Raw genomic sequence first — 24,687 nt, 5'->3', positions numbered from 1 at the left:
CGGCCGCGCCGGGCGGCGCCTCCGGCGCGGCCGATCCGCCGGTGTGATTCCGCTCATTTCGTAACCTTGTAGAAATGCAGGCGGAGTAGCCTTGGAGCCATGCATGAACTCCAGGCACGGATCATCGAGGAAATGGGCGTCAAGCCCGTCATCGACCCGGCGGCGGAAGTCCGCAGCAGGGTCGGCTTCCTGAAGGACTACGTCAGGTCCACAGGCACACGCGGGTTCGTCCTCGGCATCAGCGGCGGGCTCGACTCCACCCTGGCGGGCAGGCTCGCCCAGCTCGCCGTCGACGAACTGCGGTCCGAGGGGGCGGATGCCGATTTCATCGCCATGCGCCTGCCCTACAACGTCCAGAAGGACGAGGAGGACGCGCAGGCGGCCCTCGCCTTCATCCAGCCGCGCACCTCGAAGGTGTTCAACGTGGCTCCCGCCGTGGACGGCATCCAGCAGGAGTACTCGGAGACCACCGGTGAGCGCATCTCGGACTTCACCAAGGGCAACACGAAGGCCCGCGCGCGCATGATGGCGCAGTACGCCATCGCCGGGCAGCACAACCTGCTGGTCGTCGGCACGGACCACGGCGCCGAGTCGGTCACGGGCTTCTTCACCAAGTTCGGGGACGGCGGGGCCGACGTCCTGCCCCTGTTCGGGCTCAACAAGCGCCAGAACCGCGCCCTCCTGAAGGAACTCGGGGCACCGGCTGCGCTCTACGACAAGATCCCGACGGCGGACCTGCTGGACGAGGTACCCGGCCGCGCCGACGAGCACGAACTCGGCCTCACGTACGAGCAGATCGACGACTACCTCGAGGGCCGCGAGGTCGACGCCGATGCCGCGAAGGCGATCGAACACCGCTACTGGACCACACGCCACAAGCGCGCGGTACCGGTCACCATCTTCGACTCGTGGTGGCGGGAGTAAACAGCGCCGTTGGTAACGTAGGGGGCGTGAAGATCGCCACTTGGAACGTCAACTCCCTCCGTGCCCGCGCCGACCGCGTCGAAGCCTGGCTGAACCGGTCCGACGTCGACGTCCTGGCCATCCAGGAGACGAAGTGCAAGGACGAGAACTTCCCCTGGGAACTGTTCGAGAACAGCGGCTTCGAGGTGGCGCACTTCGGCCTCAGCCAGTGGAACGGCGTGGCCATCGCCTCCCGCGTGGGCCTCGACGACGTCGAGCGGACCTTCCCGGGCCAGCCCGCCTTCGGCAAGCCGGGAGCGGACGAGGTGCAGGAGGCCCGGGCCATCGCCGCGACGTGCGGCGGGCTGCGGGTCTGGAGCCTGTACGTCCCGAACGGGCGGGCGCTCGACGACCCGCACATGCCGTACAAGATCGACTGGCTGGACACCCTCCGCGGTCATGCGCAGCAGTGGATCGCCGAGGACCCCGACGCGCAGATCGCCCTCATGGGCGACTGGAACATCGCACCGCAGGACGACGACGTCTGGGACATCGACCTGTTCGTCGACGGCGGCTACACCCACGTCAGCCCGGCCGAGCGCGCCGCGTTCCAGGCCTTCCTCGACTCCGGCTTCGCCGACCTCGCGCGCCCCTTCACCCCCGGGCCGGGCCTGTACACCTACTGGGACTACAAGCAGCTCCGCTTCCCGAAGAAGGAGGGCATGCGCATCGACTTCGTCCTCGGCTCCCCCGCCCTGGCCGCACGCACGACCGACGCCTTCGTGGACCGGGAGGAGCGCAAGGGCAAGGGTGCCTCGGACCACGCCCCCGTCGTCGTGGAACTCAGCGGGCCGTGAGCCGCATGGGCCGCATCCTCCGGCCGTTCCCGTACGTCTCCTACCTCCGCGTCTACGAGCCCCTGGACGCCTTCTCCGACGCACAGCAGCTCGCGATCCTCGAGCAGCGGGCACGCGAACGGGAACTGACCGAGGAGATGGAGCAGGAGCAGTCGCTGCGGCGCATCCTGCGCACCGTCTCCGACCCCTTCCCGCACCACGAGTCCGACCTCGTGCGGGTCACCCACTTCCCCAGCCTGAACGGCACGACGACGCCCTACTACTGCCCCAACCAGCTCGCCGTCCGCACCACGCTCGCCGCCGAATCCCTGGACCAGAGCCTGCGCGGACCCCTGATCGACGTCCTCGTGCCGGAGATCGCCCGTGAGGCGCACCAGGCCCGACTGGACCCGGACACCTTCGCCGACTCGGTCGCGAAGCTCTACACACGCTCGGCGACCTGGGGCGTACCGTTCGCCTGGTTCGCCCTGATCCACGAGGACGACCTCACGGAGGTCGTCGAGGACGACGGGCGGGTCAGTACCGTCCGGATCACGGCGCGGATCGGCGACTGCATCGATCGCGGGCGCCGCTCGATCGCCCAGCTGGCGGTCGGCGCCCCGGAGATGGACCTGCTCGACGAACTCACGGAGATCATCGAGTGGCTCGAGATCTTCCGGCGGGACGCCGTCGTCGAGGTGGACTACGGGCCGGTCGCCGATCGGGTGTTCCCGGACGACTCCCCGATGGACGTGCGCCTCGGGATCGAGAGCCTGGCCGAGGCCGACATGATGGGGGCCGCCGCCTCCTACCGGCGCCTGGCCTCCCGGTGGATCCCGATCCGCCAGCTCGCCCGCGCCTCCTGACCCCGCGCGGTACACGACCCCGCGCGACGACGGCGGGCCGCCTCAGGCCCTGACCGGTCCGGTGGTCTCCCGTTCCACGAGCGTGTGGGGCCGCGGGGGCGGGTAGTCCGCCGGCTCGTGCCGCAGCAGTTCCCCGAGCAGGAGGTCCGCCGCGTAGGCGCCCTGGTCCTCGGGGTCCTGCCGGATGGTCGTCAGGCCCATGGGTTCGGAGAACTCGTGGTCGTCGATGCCGATCACGGACAGTTCGCCCGGGACGGCGACGCCGAGCTCCGCCGCGGCCTTCAGCACGCCGAACGCCATCTCGTCGGAGGAGCAGAACACCGCCGTCGGCCGGTCCGCGGGATCGGCGAGCAGTTCCAGCGCCGAGACGCGGGAGGTGGCGAAGCGGAAGTCGCCGAAGGCCGACCAGTCCTCGCGCACCGTCAGCCCGTGGTCCGTCATGGTCTGCTGGAAGGCCTGTTCGCGGAGGCGCGGCACTTCGAAGTCGATGTCGAAGGACCCGCCGCCCCGCATGTGGGCGATCCGCGTGTGGCCGAGCCCGATCAGGTACTCCACCGCGTCACGGACCGCGCGGGCGTCGTCGATCCCGACGTGCCGGACACCCTCGACCGCGCCGCCCACCACGATGTTGGGGTAGTCCAGCTGCTGGACGGCCGTCCGCTCGTCCTCGGTGAGATGCATGCACATGACCAGCAGCGCGTCGATGCGCTTGCGCAGGATGGAGCGGTGGAACACCCGGTCCCGGTTCACGCCCGCGCCGCCGAGGCTGAAGAGGATGAGGTCGTACCCGGCCGCGCGCAGCTGACGGTCCACGCCCTCCAGCACGGCCGAGAAGTACCAGCGGTCGATCACCGGGACGAGCACGCCCATGGCCATGGTGCGGCCCGAGGCGAGGCCGGAGGCGGCCGACGACGGGACGTAGCCGAGCCTGTTCGCCGCCGCGGTGACCCGCTCCCGCGTCTCCTCGGCGACGCCCGGCAGCCCGCGCAGCGCGCGGGACACCGTGGCCGTCGAGACCCCGAGGGACGCCGCGACGTCGTCGATGCTCGTCACCGGTCAGCCCTTCAGGCCACCGGCCAGCAGGCCCCGCACGAAGTACCGCTGCAGCCCGAAGAACACGGCGAGCGGGATGATCATCGAGACGAAGGCCCCGGCGGTCAGTCGCTGCCACTCACCGCCGCGTGACCCCTGGAGCTCGGCCAGACGCTGGGTGATGGGGGCTACGTCGGCTCCGCCGCCCGAGAAGACGAGGGCCACCAGCAGGTCGTTCCACAGCCACAGGAACTGGAAGATGCCGAAGGAGGCCAGGGCGGGCGTGGCGAGCGGGACGATGATGCGCCAGAAGATGGTGCTGTGCCCTGCGCCGTCCACCCGCGCGGCCTCGATCACCTCTCCGGGGATCTCCGCGATGAAGTTGTGGAGGAGGAAGATCGCCAGCGGAAGCCCGAAGATGGTGTGGGCCACCCAGAGCTGCGCGTAGGTGCCGCTGGGCAGCAGCTGGAAGTCGCCGATCGTCAGGACCCGGGTGAAGAGCTGCAGGAGCGGGATCAGCGCCATCTGCAGGGGGACGATCTGCAGGGCGAAGACGAAGATGAACAGCCCGTCCTTGCCGCGGAAGCGCCCCCAGGCGAACATGTACGCGGCCATGGATCCGAGGACCAGCGTGAAGATGGTCCCGGGGATCACGATCGCCAGCGAGTTGACGAAGTAGGACAGCAGGTTCGGTGACTGGCTGCCACCGGGGCTGAGGACGTCCGCGTAGTTCTCCAGCGTGAACTCGCGGTCCGTGAAGACGTTCCACCAGCCGTTGCCCTTGATGTTGTCCTCGGGCCGGAAGGACGAGATGAACAGGCCGAAGGTCGGGATGGTCCAGATGACGGCGATGACGACGGCGGCCGCCGTCGCGGTGCGTGAGGTCAGGCGTTGCCTGACCCGCTTCTGCATGGTCGGGCGGCCCCCGGTGGAGTCGTCCTTGACGTCCGGCAGGAGGTCCTTGTTCTCGAGGGGGAGAGTGCTCATCGGATTTCCTTCTGCTTGCGGAGGAGCCGGGCGTTGTACACGACCACCGGCAGCACCATCAGGAAGAGGATCAGGGCCAGTGCAGCTCCGCGGCCCGGCTCACCCGCCCGGAAGGCCTGGGTGTACATCTCGTTGGCGACCACGGACGTCTCGTACTGTCCTGCGGTCATGGTCCGCACGATGTCGAAGACCTTCAACGTGCCGATGGTGATGGTGGTGACGACGACGATCAGCGAACCGCGGATGGTGGGGATGGTGACGTTGCGGAACTGCTGCCATGCGCTGGCGCCGTCGAGGCGTGCGGCTTCCACGATCTCGGTCGGGATGCCCTTGATGGCCGCGGACAGGACCACCATGGCGAAGCCGGTCTGGATCCAGATCATGACCGCGATCAGGAACAGGGTGTTCTCGGGTGCATCGAGCAGGAACTGCTTCGGTTCCTGGCCGAACCAGACCAGGATCTGGTTGAAGAGGCCGATCTGGTCCTGCTCGGGGCCCTTGTAGGCGTAGACGAACCGCCAGATGATGCCGGCGCCGACGAAGGAGATCGCCATGGGCATGAAGACGAGCGCCTTCAGCGCCTTCTCCCCGCGCGCCCGGTCGATGAACACCGCGTAGGCCAGGCCGATCGAGGACGCCAGCAGGGGGACCAGGACAACCCAGATGACGGTGTTGCGCAGGGTGACCAGGGCTTCGGGCTGCGTGAACATCCAGACGAAGTTGTCGAGCCCCACGAATTCGCCGTTGCGCCCGGTCAGGGACAGGTACGAGGTCTGCAGCGCGGGGAACACGAGCCCGACGGCGAGCAGGATCAGGGCCGGTGCGAGGAAGCCCGCGATCTGGACCTTCTCACGCCCGCTCTTGGGGGCACGGTCCACCACCAGCATGATGAGCCCGATGATGGCGGCGAAGACGGCGAGGCCCACCACCACCTGTAAACCTTTGTCTGCAATTTCTTCCACAGCCCAGCCTCCTGGCGTGCTTTCGGAACGTGAATGGGGAGGCGGGCGGGGAGGACCGCAGGACGCGGCCCTCCCCGTTCCACCGGAGGTCGGCGGGCACCCCGTGGGGATGCCCGCTGCTACCTGTCTAGGAGGCGGGCCAGCTGTCCTCGACGGTCTGGGTGACTTCCTCGGTCGAGGAACCGTTGATCCAGTTGACGATGCCGCTCCAGAAGGAGTTGGCGCCGACGGCACCCGGCATCAGGTCGGATCCGTCGAAGCGGAAGACCGTGGTGGGGTCCTGCAGCAACTCGATGGACTGGCGGTCCAGGTCCGACTGCGCGAGCTCCGGATCCAGTCCCTTGTTCGCGCTGATCGCACCACCCTGGGCGACGCGGGCGTTCGCGAACTCGGCGCTCGCCAGGTACGCCTGCAGCGCCTGGACCTCGGGACGGTCCGCGTAGGCGCCGATCAGTTCGCCACCGCCCGTGATGGCCGTACCCTGGGCCGCATCGATCGGCGGGGTCATGAAGGCCCAGACGTCGCCGTCCTCGGCGACGTTGGTGCCCTCGGGCCAGTTCACGGCCTGGAAGGACGCCTGGTGGTGCATCGCGCACTGGCTGTCCAGGACGGGCTGGCCGGCCTCGGCGAACGGCGTCGAGAGGATCGAACGGACGTCGCCGAACCCGCCGTTGACGTACTCGTCGTTCTTCAGGATGTCGCCCACGCGATCGAAGGAGTCGACGATCCTGGGATCGTTGAACGGGATCTCGTGCGTGACCCACTGGTCGTACACCTCGGGGCCGTGCTCGCGCAGGACGGCGTCCTCCACCCAGTCGGTACCCGGCCACCCGGTGGCCTCACCGGACTCGAAGCCGGCACACCAGGGCTTCATCTCGCCTTCGCCGGCGATCGTCTCGGTCAGCTCGGTCATCTCGTCCCAGGTGGTGGGGACCTCCCAGCCCTTCTCCTCGAAGGTGGCGGGAACGTACCAGACGTAACCCTTCACGTTGGCGAGCATCGGGGCCGCATAGAAGGTGCCGTCGACGGTGCCGTAGTTCTTCCAGTCCTCCGACCACCCCTCGTCGACCAGGTCGGAGACCTCCTGGGGTGCCGGCTTGAGGTACCCGGCCTGTGCCTGGGCTGCGAGCAGTCCGGGCTGCGGGAAGATCGCGAGGTCCGGCGCCGTGCCGCCCTGGGCCCGCACACCGATCTGCGTCTCGAACTCCTTGGAGCCCTCGTAGGCCACCTCGACGCCGGTGCACTCGGAGAAGTCCGCCCAGGACTCCTCGAGCCGCTCGGCCTCGATGTCGACGATGGTCGAGTAGACGCTGACCTCGGCGTCCTCGAAGGTCCCGTAGGACTCGTAGGCGGCGCAGTCCGCGTCACCCGATCCTCCCGCGCTGTCCGAACCTTCCGAACCACAGCCGGCGAGCGCGAGGAGGGAAACACTGAGTGCTGCAACGGGCAGCACGAATTTCCGTGAGCGAATATTCGCCATTGAAACAGACTCCTTTGTCTGGCGGTACGTCTACGTACGGGCTTGCGGCTGGACACGCCAGGACCCGAGGAAGTTCCGCCTCACTGATTGGTATCGCAACAGTAAGCGCTTACATGATGCGTCACAAGCACGATCGGCACTGGACGGCTTTCGATACCGAAATGTGACCCGTCTCACGCCTCAGGCGACGCGGTCGGCCCGTGAGAATCGGACCCGCGCACCGGACCTGATACTGATCAGCACCGGGGTGCGGTAGCCGGTGACCCGGTCCAGGGCCTCGACGAGACGGGAGATGTCAGCGGCCACCGCGTAGGCGGGCACGCCCTTGCGGGGGAACACCCGGACGTGCAGTCCCGGGACGCCCCGGACCACCCAGGTGCTGACGGAGGTGGCGGCGAGATCGGGCCGCTCCAGGAGCGCGGCCTTGAGCGCCTGCTCGGCGGCGGCCGCCGTGATCGTCACCGTCCCGGGGGTCCCGGCGCCCCGGCCGACCTCGGAGCCTCGGGCGTCCTCCGTGGACGCGAAGGTGCCCGTGCGTCCCCTCCCCTGCGCGGCGATCCAGAGGACGAGCAGCACGATCAGCAGCAGCAGGACCGCCGCCAGCGCCAGCCACAGCCAGGTGTCCTCCTGGCCGTCCAGCGTGGTGCGCGTCCGGGCGCCGTCGACGGCCTCGCCGACGCGCGGCGCCGAGGAGTGCCACCAGGAAGCGACGGCGGGCACGGCCAGGAGCGCGAGGCCGGCGGCCCCGGCCGCGAACGCGAGGAGCCCGACGACGGCGAGCACCATGCGGTTGAGTCCCCGCGGTGTCGTGTTCACTGCCCGATCACCCCCGAGTCCGCCACGACGACGGCGATCCGCGGTTCGGGGTCGACACTCGACAGCCGGAGGTCGTCCGCGACCGCCGCGCGGACGGCGTCCGCGTCGACCGGGATCCCGGACGTCGGCCGGACCTGCACCCTGACCGCCGTGCGGCCCACCGTGACGAGGACCTGCTCCGGCCCCACCCCCGCGGCGATCCGCGCCCTGCGGGCGAGTGAGGACGCCACGATCTCCGCGTCCACGACGACGGCCGCGCGCCCGTCGGGGATGGAGTAGCGGGCCCGCCTGCCCGGCGACACGGCGAGCAGGACCAGCAGGGAGCCGACGACGATCAGCAGGACGGAGCCCGCGCCGAGCAGGGACGCGGGCACGCCGTCGGGCAGGGCACCCAGCCACGCCGCCGCGGCGTCCAGGTCGACCAGGAACGGCTCGTCCCCCACGGCCTGCAGGACGGCCTCGAACAGCAGGACGAGGCAGCCGACGATCAGCAGCGCCGCGGTCACCACCGACGCCACGGCGCGGGAGGAGTGCAGCTCCCGGCGCACGAGGCGCGCGGTGCTCGACGGCGTCGACCGGTCGGGTGGGTCGACACTCACAGGACCCTCGCCCCCCTGGTGACGGTGCTGCCGATGATGCGGATGTCGACGCGGCTCAGCCGCGTTCCCGTGAGCTCCTGGACCCGCTCGAGGATCGGGGACCGTGCGGCGTCCGCGCGCGCCCACAGCGGGCCGCCGAACGTCCCGACGAGGTCGGGTTCCCGCACCACGCGGGCCAGCGGCGGGACGGGCAGGGGCAGGGCGAGCAGGAGCGCGAGAAGGCCCCGGTCATCCGAGAAGGACGCGCGGATCTGGGCGGGCGGAACCCCGAGAACATCGCCGGCGACCGCCTGCGCGGTACTGGTGAGTGCCTGCGTGGTGATGCGGTTGTGGCCGGCGAGGAACACGCCGGGCGGGCGCCCGGGAACCGCCGTCACCGGGTGGATGTGCTTCGGGAGGCGCGCCGGGACGGACTCGGCGGTCACGACGACGAGCGGCGGCCGGACAGGGCGTCGACGACCCCGCGCAGATCGAGCTTGCCCTCGATGATGCGCCCGACGACGGCTCCGCAGAGCACGAGGACGAAGGTGAGGAGGAAGCCCCAGAAGCCGAAGACGAGCGCCGCGAAGGCGAGCACGGCTCCGGTGGCCATGCCGACGAGGGTGGGTTTCATGGGTGCCTCACTCGACCGGCGGCTGGATCTGGGTGGAACCCGTGGTGTGGACGCGTTCCATGGTCTTCGGTTCGGCCGGAGGCGGCAGGTGCACGTCGAGGATCTCGACGTTCACCTCGATGACCTCGAGGCCGACGAGCTCGGTCAGGGCCTCGTACACGGCTGCGCGCACGGCGTCGGCCAGCGCGTTCAGTGCGAACCCGTAGGAGGCGACGAGGCTGATGTCGACGGCGAGCTGCGTCTGGCCGACCTCCACCTTGACGCCGTGGGAGAGGTCGTTGGCTCCGACGGCGTCGCGGATGGCCCCCAGGGCGCGTCCGCTGCCGGGGCCCAGCGCGTGGACGCCCGAGACCGTCCGGGCCGCGATGGCGGCGATCTTCACCGCCGCGGCGTCGCCGATCACGGTCCTCCCGGTCGCCGTATTCCGGGGTACGGGCAGCTGCCGGCCCGTGGGTTGGTCGATCATCGCAGGAACGCCCCTTTCGCTTGAGCCCCAGCCTAAGCCACGGCCCGCCCCGACCGCCGGATCAGGACTCCGTGCAGTGCCGCCCGAGCCAGTCCTGGACCGGGACCATGGCGTGCCGGAACGCCTCCTCGTCGAAGGCGCCCGACCCCTCGGGCGGTGCTTCGACGGAGAGCGCGAGCGTGGTGAAGTCATCGTGCAGGTCTTCGGGCACCTTGTCACGCAGGTCCAGGATCTGCTGCTCGAGGGCCCGCAGCTCGTCGGGGTCCGAGCCGGAGAGCAGGGTCAGCGGCGCGAGCATGGCGGTGGTCATGCCGCCGGCGACGATGACGCAGTGGGCGGAGGCCTCGGGGGCCGTCGTCGCCCCCTGTGCACCGGCCACGCCGCCGGGCGGGACTGCGGCGCTGGGCTGCGGGGACGGGCTGGCCGGCATCGTCAGCATGGTCTCGGTGGGCACCGGATCACCCTGACCGCATCCGGTCGCGACCAGCGCGAGGAGGCACACCACGGCAGCGGAAGGCAGGAGTCTCACTGGTGCCCTTTCGTCTCGGTGCGATGCCGGAGGTCCAACGCGCGGTGACGCCAGAACTATCCCACGTAGTTCCCCCAGGCAATCCGGCCGGGTGAGGACGTCCACGCACCACGGGCGCGGACACGACCGGCGTGACCCCGCCGCAATGCTACGGGCGGAACCCCGGCGTTGGCTGGGAGGAGGGAGGACATACGAGAAAACCCCGCGTTCCGTGGGGAACTGCGGGGTTTCAGCGGTGGCTCCGACCGGCGTCGATCCGGTGACCTTTCGATTTTCAGTCGAACGCTCTACCAACTGAGCTACAGAGCCTTGCAACCATCTTGCGGATGATCACCGTATCCAGCCCGGCCGGCTTCCCCGAAGGGATCCGGCCGCCTGAGCGACCCTGACGGGACTTGAACCCGCGACCTCCGCCGTGACAGGGCGGCGCGCTAACCAACTGCGCTACAGGGCCTTGCAAATTTCACTACGTACTTCACTTGCTGTTTTTGCAAGAGTTCCAGCCTACCAGCACTTTTCGCTCCGGCTGACCGCCCGTGAGGGCGCCTCGTGCGTACCCCCAACGGGATTCGAACCCGTGTCGCCGCCGTGAAAGGGCGGTGTCCTAGGCCACTAGACGATGGGGGCCAGAACCACAGTCCGGGCTCCTGCGACCTTCCGGAGGACGAGCATTTCCGGCGGATCATTCCCTGTCGTGGACCTATAGAACTATAGATGCACATCGGCGTTTACACAAAATCACTGCCCGCGGCCGGAGTCGATACGATCGGGACGTGCCGTTCGAGATCTCGCGTGAGGAATTCGAGGACGCCGTCGACGACGCGATCGACCGCATCCCCGACGACCTCGCGCGCGCCATGGACAACGTGGCGATCTTCGTGATGGAGGAGTACGAGCCACACCCCGGCGAGCCCGCGGACACCGAACTGCTGGGCCTGTACGAGGGCACGCCCCTGACCGAACGGGACTCCTGGTGGGACGCCGGGTCCCTGCCCGACCGCATCAGCATCTTCCGCGGACCCCTCATGCGCCTGTGCGATTCCCGGGAGGAGCTCGTCGAGGAGATCGTGGTGACCGTGGTCCACGAGATCGCGCATCATTTCGGGATCGACGACGACCGGCTCCACCAGCTCGGGTGGGGCTGACGCGCCGGGCAGCGGACGGGCCGGGGAGGTCCGTCAGCCGGCCCGGGGCACCATGGGACCGAACGAGCTGCGGTCCTCGAGCCGCGGATCCGCCCGGTCGGGGACGACCAGCACCGGTCCGCGGGCGTGGTGCAGGACGCCCTGGCTCGTGGATCCGAGGAGCATGCCGGCGAATCCCCCGCGCCCGCGCGTGCCCACCACGAGCAGTTCCGACGTGGCGGACGCCTCGATGAGCACCTCGGCGGGCGGCCCGTCCACGAGGTCCACCGTGATCTCGACGTCGGGGAAGTGGCTCTGGAGCCAGTCGCGACCGGCGGCCAGCTGGACGGCGAGATCGGCATGCAACGCCTTCCGGTCCACCGGCGCGGGGACCCAGGCGAGTGAGCCGTTGAACGGGGCCACGGAGCAGATGACGCGCAGGGGCAACCCCCTGGACCGGGCTTCCTCGGCGGCGGCGAGCGAGGCCGTGCGGGCCTGCTCCGACCCGTCGACGCCGACCACCACCACGGGCTCCACGGCGGCGGCGGGGACGTCCCTGTCCTTCCCCTGTCTCCTGCCGAGCTCCGGGTGGCCGAGACGGGCACCGGTGCAGACGGGGATGACCACCGTCGGGCACTTGGCATGGGCAGGCAGGGCGCTGCTCACGGAGCCCAGCAGCCGGCCGACGAACCCGCCCCGACCGCGCGATCCCACCACCATCAGCTCGGCCTCCTCCGAGAGATCGAGGAGCACGCCCGCGGCGTCGCCCGTCTCGATCCGCGGATACACCTCCAGCGCCATGCCCTCCAGCCGGGACATGGCCTCGTCCAGGACGGCCCGCGCACCCTCCCGGATGACCTCGTCGTCCACGGTGGCGTAGCCGGCGTCCATGCTCGACGCCGCGAAGACCGGCACGGTGTAGGCGGTCACCACGTAGAGCGGTGCGCTGCGCCGCCCGGCCTCGCGCGCCGCCCACAGCAGCGCGCAGGTGCTCTGGTCGGAACCATCCACACCGACCACGATCCCGTGCTGGACCAGCCCCTCCGACAGGCCCTCTGTGTTCTCGCTGCTCACGGCAGGCCTCCCTCGGTCGCACCTCTGACCGCCGAAAGCGGCCGGTCCACCATTTGTAGCGCACCCCGGGAGGATCGGTCTATCCACGGTCCCAAATGTTATATAGGCTGCAATGACCCGTCGCGGGGCCCTGCCTTGCAGGTCGGATACCCCGCACGCAGTGCTCCTGGTCGGACCGTTCGCGCCCAGGGGTCCGCACGGTCCGGAAGAGGCGCCGGGCCGTGCGGAATTCAAACTTCGTGTGGAGGTAGCCCGGTGGATTCCTTGCCGCTTGACCCGGTCCGCTCCGCATCTGCGCCTGCCACGGCGGAGCAGACGAGCACCGTGGTCATCGGGTCCGGGCTGTCAGGCCTCGCCGTCGCCAGCGAACTCAGCCGCCGGGGCATCGACGCGATCGTCGTCGAGAGCCTCGAGTGCTTCGACTCCGGCCCCCTGCGAACCGTCATGACGGACTCCGTCTCGCTCTCGGAGCGCACCGAACTGATGCGGCTCCTGCGCGGCTACGCGACCGCCCACCACATCGACGTCCGCCAGACCACCGTGGCCGAGCAGCTCTGCATCATCGGCCACCCCCAACTCATCAAGACCCCGGTGGGGCGCAAGAAGTGGGCGGTCCAGACGGCGGACGGGGTCCTCCTCGCCGACCATGTGGTCCTCACGAAGTTCCCGCAGAACGAGCTACGCAGGTTCCTGCGCTCGATGGACATCGCGATCGGCCGCGACTTCAAGGACACCCTCCGCGCGATCGGCCTGTACCTCGTGGGAGTCGGCGAGCTGCTGACCCCCTCCACGCGGGAGATCGTCCGCCAGGCGAAGCTGGTCAGCGACGCCATCGTGGAGCAGGGCCCGTCCGCACTGAACCGCATCGCGCCGCCGCGTGCGGCGATCTCCCAGCTGTAGGCCCCACGACGGCGGGGCGCGTGCCTGTCGGCGCCTACCTGTCGGAGCCGAGCCGCTTCCGCGCCGTGACCGCGAGCACGACGGCGACGGCCACGAGCGCCGCGATCATCAGGATGATGCTCCAGGGGACGTCGCTCGCGCCGGCCTGCTGGGCCTCGTCCGCCGGATCGTCCTGCGTGTCCAGGGGGCCTGCCGTCGTCGCGGCGTCCGGCACCGTGGTCCCGCCCTCCTGCGTGGTGAAGGCGAAGGACCCCTCGATGGGATGGGAGTCCGAGCTGACCACGCGCCAGTTGACGGTGTACTCGCCCGCGGGAGCACCCGCGCGCAGCGGCTGGGTGGCCGAACGGTCGACGATCTCGGTGGGGCCGTCCGCCCAGTCGGTCCCGGATCCGTCCAGCACCTGGATCTGCGCGCCGATCCCGGACGGGACGCTGGAGAAGCTGAGTTCGAGGCTCGGCGGCAGCACGTCCACCGTGGCACCCTCGGCGGGGCTGCTTCCGGTCAGTTCGTCATGCGCACTCGCGGCCCCGCCGACACCCAGGAGCACGACGAGCGCGAGCAGGACGGCAGGGACGAAGCCCACGAGGGCCGCGCCGGCCCGACGGCGGACGGGCGCCGAGGACGGGGAGGGCGGGAGGAGGATGGCAGCCATGCTTCCACCCTACGCGGCGTCCCTGACGGGGCGCTGGGACAGCGGCCTCCCGGGCGGGGTCCGTCACGAAGGGGGCCCGGAGGTGCCACCGGGATAGAATTTCCCCGACCCGCCCCTTCCCCCTAGGACCTCCCATGCTCAAAACCGGTTCCGTGCTGGATCGCTACTTCCACATCACCCAGCGGGGGTCGTCCGTCTCCCGTGAGATCCGGGGCGGACTCGCCACCTTCTTCGCCATGAGCTACATCGTGGTGCTCAACCCGCTCATCCTCGCCGGCGCCGATTCCACGGGCGCCGAGCTCGGGTTCGAGCGCGTCGCCGCGGTGACCGCGCTCGTGGCCGGCATCCTGACCATCGTCATGGGCGCCTGGGCCAAGTATCCCTTCGCCCTTGCCACCGGACTCGGCGTCAACGCGTTCGTGGCCATCACCGTCGCGACGAACCCCGGCCTGACCTGGCCGGACATCATGGGCCTGGTCATGCTCGCGGGCCTCACCATGCTCGTGCTGGTCCTGACCGGGTTCCGCACGGCGGTGTTCAACGCCGTCCCCGAGAGCCTGAAGACGGCGATCGTGGTGGGCATCGGCCTGTTCATCGCGCTGATCGGCCTGGTCAACGCGGGCTTCGTGCGCCGCATCCCCGACGTCGCCAACACCACCGTGCCCGTGGGCCTCGGCTTCGGCGGCGTCCTCATCGGGTGGCCCACCCTGGTGTTCGTCTTCGGCCTGATCCTGACGATCGCCCTGGTGGTCCGCAGGGTGCGCGGGGCGATCCTCATCGGCGTCCTCGCGGCGACGGTGCTCGCCGTCGTCCTCGAAGCCGTCTTCGATGTCGGCGCCAGCTTCACCCCGGGCGAGGAGCCGAACCCCGCCGGCTGGTCGCTCGTGGTCCCCGAGATCCCGTCCGGCTCGTGGATCGGCATCCCCGACCTTAGCCTCATCGGCAACGTGAGCCTCTTCGGCGCCTTCGGGCACCTCGGCGGGACCGCCGCGGCGCTGCTGACCTTCACCATCCTCCTGAGCATCTTCTTCGACGCCATGGGCACCATGGTGGGCCTCGCGAACGAGGCGAAGCTCGTCGACGCCAAGGGCAACATCCCCGGCGTGAACCGCGTCCTCGTGATCGACGCCCTCGGAGCCGTGGCCGGCGGCGCCGGGTCCGTCTCCTCCAACCAGATCTACGTGGAGTCCGGGGCCGGCATCGGCGAGGGAGCCCGGACGGGCCTCGCCAACGTCGTGACCGGCGTGCTGTTCCTCCTGGCCATGTTCTTCACCCCGCTCATCAGCCTGGTGCCGTTCGAGGCCGTGGCTCCGGCCCTCGTGGTGGTCGGCTTCATGATGGTGGCGCAGGTGGGGCGCATCGACTTCGACGACTGGGGCATCGCCATCCCGGCGTTCCTCACCTTCACCCTGATGCCGTTCACCTACTCGATCGCGAACGGCCTCGGCGCGGGGTTCATCGCCTTCGTGCTGATCCGCGCCATCCAGGGCCGCGGGCGCGAGGTGCACCCGCTGATGTGGGCCGTGGCCGCGGCATTCGTGGTGTTCTTCGGCATCGGGCCGATCGAGGAGATCCTCGGCGTCTGACCGATCGGGCGGGAGGGACGACGGCGGTCGGGGGGCCGCCGTCGTCCCTCCCGGGGCCGGGCGTCAGCGGGCGGACCAGCCGCCGTCCATGACGTAGGAGGACCCGGTGACCATCCCGGCGTCGTCGCCCGCCAGCCACGCGACGAGCGAGGCGACCTCCTCCGGCTCCACGAGCCGCTTGATCGCGGCCTCGGTGAGCATGATCTTCTCGAGGACCTCCTCCTCGCTGATGCCGTGCACGCGGGCCTGGTCCACCAGCTGGTGCTCGACCAGCGGTGTGCGGACGTAGCCCGGGTTGACGCAGTTGCTGGTGACGCCGTGGGCACCGCCCTCGAGGGCCGTGACCTTGGAGAGCCCCTCGAGGCCGTGCTTGGCCGTCACGTAGGCGGCCTTGAACGGCGAGGCCCGCAGCCCGTGGACCGAGGAGACGTTGATGACCCGGCCGAAGCCGCGCGCGTACATCCCCGGGAGCGCGGCGCGGATGAGGAGGAACGGCACCTCCACCATCAGCCGCTGGATGCGCCGGAAGTCCTCGGGATCGAACTCCTCGAGGGGGCTCACGGTCTGGATCCCGGCGTTGTTCACGAGGATGTCCGTCTCGAGCGTCAGCGTCTCCAGCACGCGGGTGTCGAGGAGGTCCACCGCCCACGCGTCGCCGCCGAGGTCCGCGGCCAGGTCTTCGGCGCCGGCTTCGTCCCGGTCCGCGACCACCACGTGCGCCCCGCGTCCGGCGAGAGCACGGGCACAGGCCGCGCCGATGCCGCTCGCACCGCCCGTGACCAGTGCCCGTCGACCGGACAGGGGACCCGCCGTCAGGGCCGGGGCCGGCTGGGCCGCCGTCGTGCTCATGGCTTGGCCTGTCCCGTGCGCTGCCCGTCCAGTCCGTGGCGGCGCGCATCCTCGGCGTCGACCTCGCGCAGGGAGGCTCCGCGGGTCTCCTTCAGGGTCAGGACCGCGACGAGGGTGATCCCGCAGGCGATCACGAGATAGATGGCCACGGGGACCCAGCTGCCGTATTCCTGCAGGAGGGCCGTCGCGATGATCGGGGCGAGGGACCCCGCGAGGATCGAGGTCACCTGGTAGCCCAGGGAGACGCCGGAGTAGCGCATGCGCGTGGGGAACATCTCCGACATGATGGCCGGCTGGCCGGCGTACATGAAGGCGTGGAAGACGAGGCCGATCGTGACCGCCAGGATGATCAGGAAGGGGTTCAGGGTGTCGAACATCGGGAAGGCGAAGAACGCCCACGTGGCCCCGAGGACCACCCCGACGAGGTAGACCGGCTTGCGGCCGAAGGCATCCGAGAGCCTGCCCACCTGCGGGATGACGAGGAAGTGGACCACGTGCGCGATCAGGAGGGCCAGGAGCAGCTGCGAGGTGTCGTACTGGTGCACGGTCTTGAGGTAGACGATCGTGAAGCTGACGATGATGTAGTAGAGGATGTTCTCGGCGAACCGCAGGCCCATGGCGCCGAGGACTCCCTTGGGGTAGCGCTTGACCACTTCGAGGACGCCGTAGCTGACCGCCTTCTCCGATTCGATCTTCTCGCGTGCCTCGAGGAAGATCGGCGCCTCGCTGACGTGGGTCCGGATGTAGTAGCCGATCACCACGATGATCGCGGAGGCCCAGAAGGCCACGCGCCAGCCCCAGCTCAGGAACTCGTCCTGCGGCAGGATCCAGCTCATGCCCAGCAGGACGAGCGTCGCGAGGAGGTTGCCCACCGGGACGGCTGCCTGCGGCCAGCTGGACCAGAACCCGCGGGACCGGTTGGGGCTGTGCTCGGCGACGAGGAGCACGGCGCCGCCCCACTCTCCGCCGACCGCGAAGCCCTGGATGAAGCGCAGGATGACCAGCAGCGCCGGAGCCCAGTAGCCGATGGTGTTGAAGCCGGGGAGGCAGCCCATGAGGAAGGTGGCGACGCCCACGAGGATGATGGTGAGCTGGAGCGTGTGCTTGCGTCCGAGCTTGTCGCCGATCTGCCCGAAGACGATCCCGCCGAGCGGTCGCGCCACGAAGCCGACGGCGTAGGTGAGGAAGGCGGCGATGATGCCGTCGAGTTCGGAGCCTGCGTTGGGGAAGAAGAACGTCCCGAAGACCAGGCTCGCGGCCGTGGCGTACAGGAAGAACTCGTACCACTCGACGACCGTGCCGACCATCGCGGCGGCGACGATCCGTTTCAGGCCGGACGCCTCCCCCGACGATTCATCGCCCTGCTTGCTACCGGGGGTACTCGCGCGCTGATTGACGCTCATGGGATCTCCTTTGTCGACGCTGACACGGGTGGGGGCCCGCATCGGGGCCCTGGCTGGTTCTTCTCGAGTATCCCTGCGGCTTTCCGGGCAGCCAATGACCAGATCGGCACCGCGGCTCTGCAATACTGCAGACATGTCCGACCCCAACGCCCAGGATCTCGTGGTGCTGCTGGCCGTCGCCCAGAGCGGACGCTTCACCACGGCCGGTGAGTCTCTGGGACTGAACCACACCACGGTGTCCCGACGGATCGCGGCCCTGGAGAAGGCGCTCGGCGGGCGGGTTCTCTCGCGCGGCAGCGGCGGATGGGAGCTGACCGACCTGGGCCGGCGCGCGGCGGACGCGGCAGCCGCCGTGGCGGAGGCCGTCGCCCGGCTGGGCGATGACGACGGTGCGCTCTCGGGCGTGGTGCGGATGAGTGCCACGGACGGTTTCAGCGCGTTCATCGCCGCTCCCGCGTTCGCCCGGCTCCGGGCCGCCAACCCCCTGCTGCGCATCGAGATCGTCACCGCGACGCGCCGCGCCTCGCAGACCCGGACGGGCCTCGACTTCGAGGTGGTGGTCGGCGAACCACAGGTGCACCGCGCGGAGGCGGAACGGCTGGGCACCTACGTCCTCGGGCTGTACGCGTCCAGGGATTACCTCGCAGCGCACGGCGCGCCGGCCACGCTCGAGGAGGCCGTGGACCATCAGCTCGTGTACTTCATCGACGCGATGCTGCAGGTGGACAGCCTCGACGCACCCCGGCGGCTCCTGCCCGCCATGCGCGACGCCCTGAGTTCGACCAACGTCTTCGTCCACGTCGAGGCCACCCGGGCCGGCGCCGGGCTCGGCCTGCTGCCCTGCTTCATGGCCGACCGTCACTCCGACCTCGTGCGGCTGCTCCCCGACGACGTCGCGGAGGAACTCGACTACTGGCTCGTGGTGCGGGCGGACGCGCTGCGCCAGCCGGCGATCGCCGCGGTCGTCGACGCCCTGAGGCACGCGACCGCTGCCATGGAGCCGCAGCTCCTGGGCCGCGGCTGACGGCGCGGATGGCGGGCTCGGATGGCGTCGTGCCCGCTCAGTCCGTGAGGAGCTGCGCGTTCGCGGCGAAGGTCCTCACGCGGGCGTCCTGCCAGAGGTGCGCGGGCACTCCCCCACCGAGCAGTTCACGGGCCAGTCCGGGGTCCTCGGCCAGGGGGGCGTCGCTGCCCGCGATGATCACGTTGCCGTAGCGCCTGCCCTTGAGCATCGCCGGGTCGGCGACGATGGCGGTGTGCCTGAATTCCGCGGCGATCGTCGCGGCCTCGCGCCGGGCCATCGCCAGGTTGGGGCTGTCGCCGCAGTTGACGAGGTAGACGCCGTCGGCCGCGAGCACGCGCTTGGCCGCGCGGGTGAACTCCGTCGTCGTCAGTGGCCCCGGCGTGACAGCCCCCGCGAAGACATCCCGGATGACGAGGTCGCGGCTGTCCTCGCTGAGGGATTCCGTCACGGCGCGGGCCTCCCCGACCCGGATCCGCACCAGGGGTGCGCGCGGCAGGTCGAACCACGTCCGGACCAGCTCCGCGAGCCGCCCGTCGAGCTCGACGACGACCTGCCGGGCCTGGGGGTGGCTCGCGGCGAAGCGGCGCGCCATCGAGCACGCCCCTCCCCCGAGATGCAGCACCCGCAGGCGGTCCTGCGCCGCCCACCGGGAGTCGACGAGCGAGGCGATCCAGTGCATGTACTCGAAGTCCAGGTGCAGCGGATCGGCCAGGTCGATGTGCGAGCTCGGGACGCCGTTGACGCGCAGCACCCAGCCGTTCGGGCTGTACGGATCGGGCTCGAGCTCGCACGTCCCGGTGTCGATCGGGAACTCGCCGATCTCGGGGCGCGGCCCTGCCGGTTTCGCCATGGTCGAAGGCCTTCTCACTGGTGGTCGGGGCGGTGCATGCGGAACATGGGCCGGTGGTGCCAGGTGGGTCCGCAGAGCATGGACGTGCCATCGGGTGCGAAACCGTTGCGGACGTAGAAGCGCTCGGCCCGCGGGTTGCCGTTCAGGATCCAGAGATACGCGTCCCGGGTGCCGATGGCCGTGTCCAGGAGCCGCTGCCCGAGGCCCGAGCCGTGCGTGGACCGCAGCGTGTAGATATGGTGCAGCTCGAAGTCGGGGCGGTCCTCGTCGCGCCCCGGGCCGGAGGTCGCGATGGCCACCGGCTCGCCGTCGTCGTCGAACGCCAGCCAGCTCCGCGCACCGCCGGGCGTCCGCGCCGCCTCCTCGAAGGCGTCCCGGCGTCGTCCGATGAGGGCGGGCAGTTCGGCGTCGTAGTACGCGTGGTACTCCGGGGGCATGATGTGTTCGTACGTCTCGTGCAGGCCGGCGACGTGGGTGCGGACGTATGCCTCGGCGTCGTCGGGGGTGGCTTGCCGGATCACGTAGGGCAGCGTCAGCAGGGGCTGTGTCACCGTGTCAGCTTAGTGGCCCGGGGCTACCGGACGGCGCCCGGTGCGGCCGGAGCTAGGAGTGGCCCTCGAACTGTTCCTGTTCGGCGAGCGCGGCCTCGAGCCGCTCCACCTTGCCGGTCAGCTCCCCCGTCCGCCCGGGGCGGATGTCCGCCTTGAGCACGAGGGACACGCGGCTCCCGTAGCGCCCCGCCGCCTCGGTGGCGTGCTTGATCACGGCCATGACCTCGTCCCACTCGCCCTCGATGGTGGTGAACATCGAGTCGGTGGAGTTCGGCAGGCCCGATTCACGCACGACGGCGACCGCGGCGGCGACGGCATCGTGCACCGACCCGTCGGGGTTCTCGTGGGAGAACGCGGAGGTTCCGGACGGGGCGACGCTGAAGGCTACGAGCATGGTCCCAGTCTGGCACGCAAAGGTCCCCGGGGGTCAGGCCCCGCTGATCGCGCGGACCGACTCGTCCATGCCGCGGCCCGTGAGCATCGAGACAGCGCCTGCGTGCGCCGGCCCCGGACGATGGCCCTGCCCGTGGGGAGGTACCAGCGGCCCACGCCCTCGACGAGGATGATCGTGAGGGCGCAGCCGATCACGGCAGTCCAGGGCAGGGCTTATCCGTACAGTCCGGCCCGGGCGGTCGGTAAGCCTCCTGCTTGTCGCCACCCCCTGCCAGACCTTAAGATTCGGACGGTCGCCGTCCAGCCCACGGCCGGCAGATTGGATGGCCATGAAGAGCAGGATCTCCCCCGACGAGCCGTTCCCCGAGGACCTCGGCGGGCTGAAGAACGAGGATGTCGAAGTCCTCAACAGCAAGGTCCACCGGGAGGTCGACCACGAGTTCGCGACGGAGGGCGAGGTCGACCCCGAGACGGCGGCCCGCAAGGACGAGATCACGGACGAACTCGACGGCCGCGACGCCGGACCCGGACTCAGCCTGGTCCCCCAGCACGACGAGGACGACGAGGACGACGGCGGCGCCGTCAGCGCCAACGGCGGCCACTAGGCCGCACGCCGGCCCGACGGCACGGAGGGCGGTCCCGGGAATGCTCCGCGCGGCGCCGGCGTTGCCGCAGGAGTCGCGCCACGCATGGGGCCCGATCTCTGCATGCCTCCCGGTCTTCAACGGTGCACCCGGGCGATGACCGCCGGAAATCCCACGATTGGTACCCCTTGTCTGTCTCCTCCGCGAAGGTGTCCACCACCGCGCCGTTCCCCTACATCGGGCTGCTGTCCCTCGCCGGGGCGATCTTCGTCTCCGTCACGAGCGAGTTCCTGCCCACCGGCCTCCTGCCGGCCATGGCCCGGGACCTCGACGTCGGGATCTCGACCGCCGGCTATCTCGTGACCATCTTCGCCGGGACGGTCGTCGTCGCCACCACGCCCCTGGCCGCCGTGACGCAGCGGTTCTCCCGCAAGTCCCTGATCGTCGTCGTCCTCCTGGTGATCGCGGTCGCGAACGTGCTCGCGGCGATCGCACCCACCTACGGCGTGCTCGTGGCCGCGCGCATCCTCGGCGGTCTGGCGCACGGCCTGTTCTGGGCCGTGGTCGCCGCCTACTCCGCGCACCTCGTCCCGGCGCACCAGCTGGGCAAGGCGGTCGCCATCACCGCGGGCGGCGGCACGGCCGCGTTCGTCCTCGGCGTCCCGGTGGGCACCGCGATCGGGAACGCGCTCGGCTGGCGGGCGGCCTTCGCCATCATCGGCGTGGTCGTGGCCCTGCTCGCCCTGGTGATCGTGAAGTTCCTGCCGCCCGTCAACCACCACGTGGAGCGGAAGGCGGGCGAGGAGCGCGTCCCGCTGCGCCGCGACCCGAGTTTCCGCGCCGTCATCCTGCTGTGCACGGTCATCCTGATCCTGCTGACCGGCCAGAACACCTTCTACACCTACATCGCGGCCTGGCTGACCGATGTCTCGGCCTTCGAACCCGGATCGGTGGCCCTCGTGCTGTTCCTCTACGGCGGCGCGGGCATCATCGGCCTCATCGGAGCCGGCTACGCCGCGGACCGCTTCCCCCGGAAGGCGTTCGTCGGCGTGGTCCTGATGGTCATGGCCGCGGTCCTCACCCTCGCCCTCGCCACCTCCAACACCGTGGTGGTGCTCATCGGCGTCATCGTGTGGGGTGCCGCGTTCGGCGGGATCCCCGCGCTGCTGCAGACCCGCATGCTGCGCACCGCATCCTTCCGCACGCGCGACCTCTCGGCCGCCCTGCAGACGACGGCGTTCAACATCGGCATCGGCGGTGGCGCCCTTCTCGGCGGGCTCCTGCTGGACGGCGTCGGCCTCGACGTCCTCCCCTTCACGATGATCGTGATCGTCGCGGTGGGCCTGGCCCTGAGCCTCGCGACGGACACCGTCAAGGACCGCCGGGAACGGCACCGGCTGCGCGCGGACTGATCCCGCAGGTCCGTCGCGCCACGCCCGTCGGCGCCGGCGTGGCGCACCGGGCCCACGCCGGCTGCGCGGGCAGCACCGGCGCGGGGCAGAATGGTGCGATGCGTGCCGTCTGCTTCGATGAGTTCTCCGCCCGTCCCGTCCTCCGGGACGTCCCCGAACCCCTCCCGTCGCCGCGCGGCGTCGTCGTCCGCGTCGAGGCCACCGGCCTGTGCCGCAGCGACGTGCACGGCTGGCTGGGGCACGACGACGGCATCAGCCTCCCGCACGTGCCGGGGCACGAACTCGTCGGCACCATCGCGGCGGTGGGTAGGGACGTCCGGCGCTTCTCGGTCGGCGAGCGCGTCACGACGCCGTTCGTGTGCGCCTGCGGGCGCTGCCCCGAATGCGTCTCCGGCAACGGCCAGGTGTGCCGCAACCAGACGCAGCCGGGCTTCACGCACTGGGGCTCCTTCGCGGACCTCGTGGCCCTGCACGACGCCGACACGAACCTCATCGCCGTCCCCGACTCCCTCGACGCCGGCGCCGCCGCCCTCCTCGGCTGCCGGTTCGCGACGTCGTACCGCGGCCTCGTGCACCAGGCGCGCCTGGCCGCGGGCGAGACCCTCCTCGTGGTCGGCTGCGGCGGCGTGGGGCTGAGCGCGGTCATGATCGGCGTGGCGCTGGGCGCGCGCGTGATCGCCGTGGACATCGACGGGAACGCCCTGGCGCGCGCCACCCGCTTCGGCGCCGTGGGCGCCGTCCATTCGGCAGGCCTCTCCCGGGCCGCCGTCCTCGACGCCGTCCGGGACGCCGCGCCCTCGGGCGTGGACGTGTCCGTCGACGCCCTCGGCCGCGAGGAGACCGCCGCGGTGGGCATCCTGTCCCTGCGCCCGAGGGGCCGCCACGTGCAGGTCGGGCTGTTCCCCGCGGACCCCGTGATCCCGATGGGTGCCGTGATCGGGAAGGAGCTCGCCGTCCTCGGCAGCCATGGCATGCCCGCCCACGACTACCCGGGCCTGCTGGACCTCGTGGCCGTCGACCGGCTGCGCCCACAGGATCTCATCGAGCGCAGAATCGCCCTCGACGACGTCCCCGACGCCCTGGTCGCGATGGCCGACGACACGTCCACGGGCGGGGTGACCGTCGTCGACGTCGGGGTGTGACGCGCCGGCGCGCCCGCTCTACCCGCGGCGCTGCGCGCATGGGGATACTGGGGCATGGAACCCACGCCCCACCCCGCTGACCCGCCCTCGAATTCGGTCACCCTCCGTTTCCTCGCCTCCCCCACCGACCTCGGGCACAGCGGCTCGGTGGACGCCGGCACCGTGCTGGAGTGGGTGGACAAGGCCGCCTACGCCGCGGCCGTCGGGTGGGCGAAGACCTACTGCGTGACCGCCTATGTGGGGAACATCCACTTCGCCGACCCCGTGCTGGTCGGCGACCTCGTGGAGGTGGAGGCCACGATCGTCCACACCGGCACGTCCTCCATGCACATCCGCACGCGGGTCTCCTCCGGATCCGTGACCGGGGACGGCGGCGGGAAGCGCAGTGAGTGCCTCGTCATCTTCGTGGCGGTCGGGCCGGAGGGCAGGCCCGTCCCGGTGCCGCCCTTCGAACCGCGGACGGAGGCCGAGCGTGTGGAGAGCGACCACGCGATCGCGCGCATCGAGGTCCGCAAGGAGATCGTCGAAGAGATGCGCCACCAGGAATATACCGACGGCAGCACGGCGGAGCGGACGGTCCTCCGGTTCCTCGCGGCGCCCACCGACGTCAACTGGGGCGGGAAGGTGCACGGCGGCACGGTGATGGACTGGATCGACGAGGCCGCCTACGTCTGCTCCACGCGGTACTGCGGGCGGGACACCGTGGCCGTGTTCTCCGGCGGTGTCCGGTTCCTGAAGCCCCTGCACATCGGCGACGTCGTCGAGGTGGAGGCGCGGCTCGTCTACACGGGCACCAAGGGTATGCACATCGCGGTGCACGTCCGCTCCGGGAGCCCGAGGTCCCGCGACATGGAGCTCACCACCACGTGCCTCACGGTCATGGTGGCGCGCGACGACGAGGGCACCGCGCTGCCGGTACCACCCTGGGTGCCGAGGTCCGAGGAGGACCGGCGGCTCCACGATCACGCCCGGAACCTGCTGCTGATCCGCAGCCGCGCCCCGGGCAGTGTCCTGCCGACGCACCTGCGGCAGCAGGCCGGCTGACGGCGCTGCG

The 24,687-nt window shown here is 70.4% G+C and carries 28 protein-coding genes and 3 tRNA genes; 11 read left to right on the top strand and 20 right to left on the bottom strand.

The genetic code is table 11. From position 1 onward, the window contains the following. Positions 1-99 precede the first annotated feature (99 nt). Genes nadE through RY94_RS07135 form a run of 3 tightly spaced genes read left to right on the top strand, consistent with a single transcriptional unit; the run spans position 100 to position 2,605 of the window. A complete protein-coding gene (gene nadE, locus RY94_RS07145) occupies positions 100-924 on the top strand; it encodes an ammonia-dependent NAD(+) synthetase (protein ID WP_043443080.1) in 825 nt (274 codons plus the stop codon). Between the two features lie 26 nt (positions 925-950). Beyond that, positions 951-1,760, top strand: a complete 810-nt coding sequence (locus RY94_RS07140) for an exodeoxyribonuclease III (RefSeq protein ID WP_043443078.1) — start codon at positions 951-953, stop codon at positions 1,758-1,760. Between the two features lie 5 nt (positions 1,761-1,765). Beyond that, positions 1,766-2,605: a hypothetical protein gene (locus tag RY94_RS07135; protein WP_043443076.1), complete on the top strand. Its 840-nt coding sequence runs from the start codon at positions 1,766-1,768 to the stop codon at positions 2,603-2,605. A gap of 42 nt (positions 2,606-2,647) precedes the next feature. Here RY94_RS07135 and RY94_RS07130 read toward each other — a convergent pair whose 3' ends face one another. The 13 genes from RY94_RS07130 to RY94_RS07070 all read right to left on the bottom strand — a co-directional run bounded on the left by RY94_RS07130 (position 2,648) and on the right by RY94_RS07070 (position 10,716). Next, a complete protein-coding gene (locus RY94_RS07130; RefSeq protein ID WP_043443074.1) occupies positions 2,648-3,658 on the bottom strand; it encodes a LacI family DNA-binding transcriptional regulator in 1,011 nt (336 codons plus the stop codon). Between the two features lie 3 nt (positions 3,659-3,661). Next, on the bottom strand, positions 3,662-4,624 hold the full coding sequence (locus RY94_RS07125; protein WP_043443072.1) for a carbohydrate ABC transporter permease: 963 nt from the start codon (positions 4,622-4,624) through the stop codon (positions 3,662-3,664). Beyond that, positions 4,621-5,586, bottom strand: a complete 966-nt coding sequence (locus RY94_RS07120; protein WP_043443070.1) for a carbohydrate ABC transporter permease — start codon at positions 5,584-5,586, stop codon at positions 4,621-4,623. The genes RY94_RS07125 and RY94_RS07120 overlap by 4 nt, the downstream gene beginning before the upstream one ends. Before the next feature lie 127 nt (positions 5,587-5,713). Beyond that, positions 5,714-7,066, bottom strand: a complete 1,353-nt coding sequence (locus RY94_RS07115) for an ABC transporter substrate-binding protein (RefSeq protein WP_043443068.1) — start codon at positions 7,064-7,066, stop codon at positions 5,714-5,716. A gap of 180 nt (positions 7,067-7,246) precedes the next feature. Next, complete coding sequence (locus RY94_RS07110) at positions 7,247-7,882, bottom strand: hypothetical protein (RefSeq protein ID WP_043443066.1); 636 nt, start codon at positions 7,880-7,882, stop codon at positions 7,247-7,249. Then, a complete protein-coding gene (locus tag RY94_RS07105) occupies positions 7,879-8,481 on the bottom strand; it encodes a DUF6286 domain-containing protein (RefSeq protein WP_052274048.1) in 603 nt (200 codons plus the stop codon). Before RY94_RS07105 ends, RY94_RS07110 begins: the two co-directional genes overlap by 4 nt. Then, on the bottom strand, positions 8,478-8,858 hold the full coding sequence (locus RY94_RS07100) for a hypothetical protein (RefSeq protein ID WP_052274126.1): 381 nt from the start codon (positions 8,856-8,858) through the stop codon (positions 8,478-8,480). Before RY94_RS07100 ends, RY94_RS07105 begins: the two co-directional genes overlap by 4 nt. Positions 8,859-8,902: 44 nt before the next feature. Next, the gene (locus RY94_RS07095) at positions 8,903-9,094 is read right to left on the bottom strand and encodes a DUF2273 domain-containing protein (protein WP_043443064.1); all 192 of its coding nucleotides are present in this window, start codon (positions 9,092-9,094) and stop codon (positions 8,903-8,905) included. Between the two features lie 7 nt (positions 9,095-9,101). Continuing rightward, the gene (locus RY94_RS07090) at positions 9,102-9,560 is read right to left on the bottom strand and encodes an Asp23/Gls24 family envelope stress response protein (protein WP_052274047.1); all 459 of its coding nucleotides are present in this window, start codon (positions 9,558-9,560) and stop codon (positions 9,102-9,104) included. Positions 9,561-9,621: 61 nt separating this feature from the next. Next, complete coding sequence (locus tag RY94_RS07085) at positions 9,622-10,014, bottom strand: hypothetical protein (protein ID WP_156135056.1); 393 nt, start codon at positions 10,012-10,014, stop codon at positions 9,622-9,624. A gap of 311 nt (positions 10,015-10,325) precedes the next feature. Then, positions 10,326-10,398 (bottom strand) — tRNA-Phe (locus RY94_RS07080). Positions 10,399-10,469: 71 nt separating this feature from the next. Beyond that, positions 10,470-10,543: transfer RNA gene (locus tag RY94_RS07075), tRNA-Asp, on the bottom strand. 100 nt (positions 10,544-10,643) lie between these two features. Next, a tRNA-Glu gene (locus RY94_RS07070) sits at positions 10,644-10,716 on the bottom strand. A 146-nt stretch (positions 10,717-10,862) separates the two neighbouring features. On the opposite strand from RY94_RS07070, the gene RY94_RS07065 reads away from it, so the two are divergent. After that, complete coding sequence (locus tag RY94_RS07065) at positions 10,863-11,234, top strand: metallopeptidase family protein (protein ID WP_331375167.1); 372 nt, start codon at positions 10,863-10,865, stop codon at positions 11,232-11,234. A 33-nt stretch (positions 11,235-11,267) separates the two neighbouring features. On the opposite strand, the gene RY94_RS07060 is transcribed toward RY94_RS07065, so the two are convergent. Continuing rightward, on the bottom strand, positions 11,268-12,287 hold the full coding sequence (locus RY94_RS07060) for a universal stress protein (RefSeq protein ID WP_043443061.1): 1,020 nt from the start codon (positions 12,285-12,287) through the stop codon (positions 11,268-11,270). Positions 12,288-12,551: 264 nt separating this feature from the next. Between RY94_RS07060 and RY94_RS07055 the strand changes: the two genes are divergently transcribed. Beyond that, positions 12,552-13,187, top strand: coding sequence for an FAD-dependent monooxygenase (locus tag RY94_RS07055; protein WP_052274124.1), 636 nt, complete (start codon positions 12,552-12,554; stop codon positions 13,185-13,187). Positions 13,188-13,221: 34 nt separating this feature from the next. Here RY94_RS07055 and RY94_RS07050 read toward each other — a convergent pair whose 3' ends face one another. Continuing rightward, positions 13,222-13,839, bottom strand: coding sequence for a copper resistance CopC family protein (locus RY94_RS07050; protein ID WP_052274046.1), 618 nt, complete (start codon positions 13,837-13,839; stop codon positions 13,222-13,224). Between the two features lie 134 nt (positions 13,840-13,973). On the opposite strand from RY94_RS07050, the gene RY94_RS07045 reads away from it, so the two are divergent. Further along, positions 13,974-15,425 carry an NCS2 family permease gene (locus RY94_RS07045; protein ID WP_043443059.1) on the top strand — a complete coding sequence of 484 codons (1,452 nt, stop codon included), beginning with the start codon at positions 13,974-13,976 and terminating at the stop codon, positions 15,423-15,425. Between the two features lie 63 nt (positions 15,426-15,488). Here RY94_RS07045 and RY94_RS07040 read toward each other — a convergent pair whose 3' ends face one another. Beyond that, on the bottom strand, positions 15,489-16,274 hold the full coding sequence (locus tag RY94_RS07040) for a 3-hydroxybutyrate dehydrogenase (RefSeq protein ID WP_197060609.1): 786 nt from the start codon (positions 16,272-16,274) through the stop codon (positions 15,489-15,491). Beyond that, positions 16,271-17,677 carry an MFS transporter gene (locus RY94_RS07035; RefSeq protein WP_043443057.1) on the bottom strand — a complete coding sequence of 469 codons (1,407 nt, stop codon included), beginning with the start codon at positions 17,675-17,677 and terminating at the stop codon, positions 16,271-16,273. The genes RY94_RS07040 and RY94_RS07035 overlap by 4 nt, the downstream gene beginning before the upstream one ends. 133 nt (positions 17,678-17,810) lie before the next feature. Here RY94_RS07035 and RY94_RS07030 point away from each other — a divergent pair, with 133 nt between their 5' ends. Next, on the top strand, positions 17,811-18,701 hold the full coding sequence (locus RY94_RS07030; protein ID WP_043443055.1) for a LysR family transcriptional regulator: 891 nt from the start codon (positions 17,811-17,813) through the stop codon (positions 18,699-18,701). Positions 18,702-18,738: 37 nt separating this feature from the next. Here RY94_RS07030 and RY94_RS07025 read toward each other — a convergent pair whose 3' ends face one another. Genes RY94_RS07025 through RY94_RS07015 form a run of 3 tightly spaced genes read right to left on the bottom strand, consistent with a single transcriptional unit; the run spans position 18,739 to position 20,496 of the window. Then, a complete protein-coding gene (locus RY94_RS07025; protein ID WP_043443053.1) occupies positions 18,739-19,551 on the bottom strand; it encodes a spermidine synthase in 813 nt (270 codons plus the stop codon). A gap of 14 nt (positions 19,552-19,565) precedes the next feature. Beyond that, a complete protein-coding gene (locus RY94_RS07020) occupies positions 19,566-20,102 on the bottom strand; it encodes a GNAT family N-acetyltransferase (RefSeq protein ID WP_052274045.1) in 537 nt (178 codons plus the stop codon). Positions 20,103-20,154: 52 nt separating this feature from the next. Then, a complete protein-coding gene (locus tag RY94_RS07015; protein WP_043443051.1) occupies positions 20,155-20,496 on the bottom strand; it encodes a thiamine-binding protein in 342 nt (113 codons plus the stop codon). A 328-nt stretch (positions 20,497-20,824) separates the two neighbouring features. Here RY94_RS07015 and RY94_RS18090 point away from each other — a divergent pair, with 328 nt between their 5' ends. From RY94_RS18090 to RY94_RS06995, 4 genes are all read left to right on the top strand, one after another. After that, on the top strand, positions 20,825-21,100 hold the full coding sequence (locus RY94_RS18090) for a hypothetical protein (RefSeq protein WP_197060608.1): 276 nt from the start codon (positions 20,825-20,827) through the stop codon (positions 21,098-21,100). Between the two features lie 167 nt (positions 21,101-21,267). Next, positions 21,268-22,491, top strand: a complete 1,224-nt coding sequence (locus RY94_RS07005) for an MFS transporter (RefSeq protein WP_197060607.1) — start codon at positions 21,268-21,270, stop codon at positions 22,489-22,491. A 98-nt stretch (positions 22,492-22,589) separates the two neighbouring features. After that, positions 22,590-23,633: a zinc-dependent alcohol dehydrogenase family protein gene (locus tag RY94_RS07000; RefSeq protein WP_043443049.1), complete on the top strand. Its 1,044-nt coding sequence runs from the start codon at positions 22,590-22,592 to the stop codon at positions 23,631-23,633. A 54-nt stretch (positions 23,634-23,687) separates the two neighbouring features. Beyond that, on the top strand, positions 23,688-24,677 hold the full coding sequence (locus tag RY94_RS06995; protein ID WP_043443048.1) for an acyl-CoA thioesterase: 990 nt from the start codon (positions 23,688-23,690) through the stop codon (positions 24,675-24,677). The last annotated feature ends 10 nt before the right edge of the window (positions 24,678-24,687 follow it).

Source organism: Arthrobacter sp. L77 (assembly GCF_000816565.1).
GTDB lineage: Bacteria > Actinomycetota > Actinomycetes > Actinomycetales > Micrococcaceae > Arthrobacter_D > Arthrobacter_D antioxidans.
Note: the sequence above shows the minus strand (reverse complement) of the source record. Positions and strands in the feature narration are given on the sequence as shown.

What these genes read in the sequence shown, in the direction of transcription:
- RY94_RS07025 (WP_043443053.1), bottom strand. Translation starts at nt 19,551, where the DNA reads ATGGCGAAACCGGCAGGGCCGCGCCCCGAGATCGGCGAGTTCCCGATC.
- RY94_RS07115 (WP_043443068.1), bottom strand. Translation starts at nt 7,066, where the DNA reads ATGGCGAATATTCGCTCACGGAAATTCGTGCTGCCCGTTGCAGCACTC.
- RY94_RS07015 (WP_043443051.1), bottom strand. Translation starts at nt 20,496, where the DNA reads ATGCTCGTAGCCTTCAGCGTCGCCCCGTCCGGAACCTCCGCGTTCTCC.
- RY94_RS07090 (WP_052274047.1), bottom strand. Translation starts at nt 9,560, where the DNA reads ATGATCGACCAACCCACGGGCCGGCAGCTGCCCGTACCCCGGAATACG.
- RY94_RS07030 (WP_043443055.1), top strand. Translation starts at nt 17,811, where the DNA reads ATGTCCGACCCCAACGCCCAGGATCTCGTGGTGCTGCTGGCCGTCGCC.
- RY94_RS07040 (WP_197060609.1), bottom strand. Translation starts at nt 16,274, where the DNA reads ATGAGCACGACGGCGGCCCAGCCGGCCCCGGCCCTGACGGCGGGTCCC.
- RY94_RS07095 (WP_043443064.1), bottom strand. Translation starts at nt 9,094, where the DNA reads ATGAAACCCACCCTCGTCGGCATGGCCACCGGAGCCGTGCTCGCCTTC.
- RY94_RS07125 (WP_043443072.1), bottom strand. Translation starts at nt 4,624, where the DNA reads ATGAGCACTCTCCCCCTCGAGAACAAGGACCTCCTGCCGGACGTCAAG.
- RY94_RS07045 (WP_043443059.1), top strand. Translation starts at nt 13,974, where the DNA reads ATGCTCAAAACCGGTTCCGTGCTGGATCGCTACTTCCACATCACCCAG.
- RY94_RS07050 (WP_052274046.1), bottom strand. Translation starts at nt 13,839, where the DNA reads ATGGCTGCCATCCTCCTCCCGCCCTCCCCGTCCTCGGCGCCCGTCCGC.
- nadE (WP_043443080.1), top strand. Translation starts at nt 100, where the DNA reads ATGCATGAACTCCAGGCACGGATCATCGAGGAAATGGGCGTCAAGCCC.
- RY94_RS06995 (WP_043443048.1), top strand. Translation starts at nt 23,688, where the DNA reads ATGGAACCCACGCCCCACCCCGCTGACCCGCCCTCGAATTCGGTCACC.
- RY94_RS18090 (WP_197060608.1), top strand. Translation starts at nt 20,825, where the DNA reads ATGAAGAGCAGGATCTCCCCCGACGAGCCGTTCCCCGAGGACCTCGGC.
- RY94_RS07035 (WP_043443057.1), bottom strand. Translation starts at nt 17,677, where the DNA reads ATGAGCGTCAATCAGCGCGCGAGTACCCCCGGTAGCAAGCAGGGCGAT.
- RY94_RS07000 (WP_043443049.1), top strand. Translation starts at nt 22,590, where the DNA reads ATGCGTGCCGTCTGCTTCGATGAGTTCTCCGCCCGTCCCGTCCTCCGG.
- RY94_RS07135 (WP_043443076.1), top strand. Translation starts at nt 1,766, where the DNA reads ATGGGCCGCATCCTCCGGCCGTTCCCGTACGTCTCCTACCTCCGCGTC.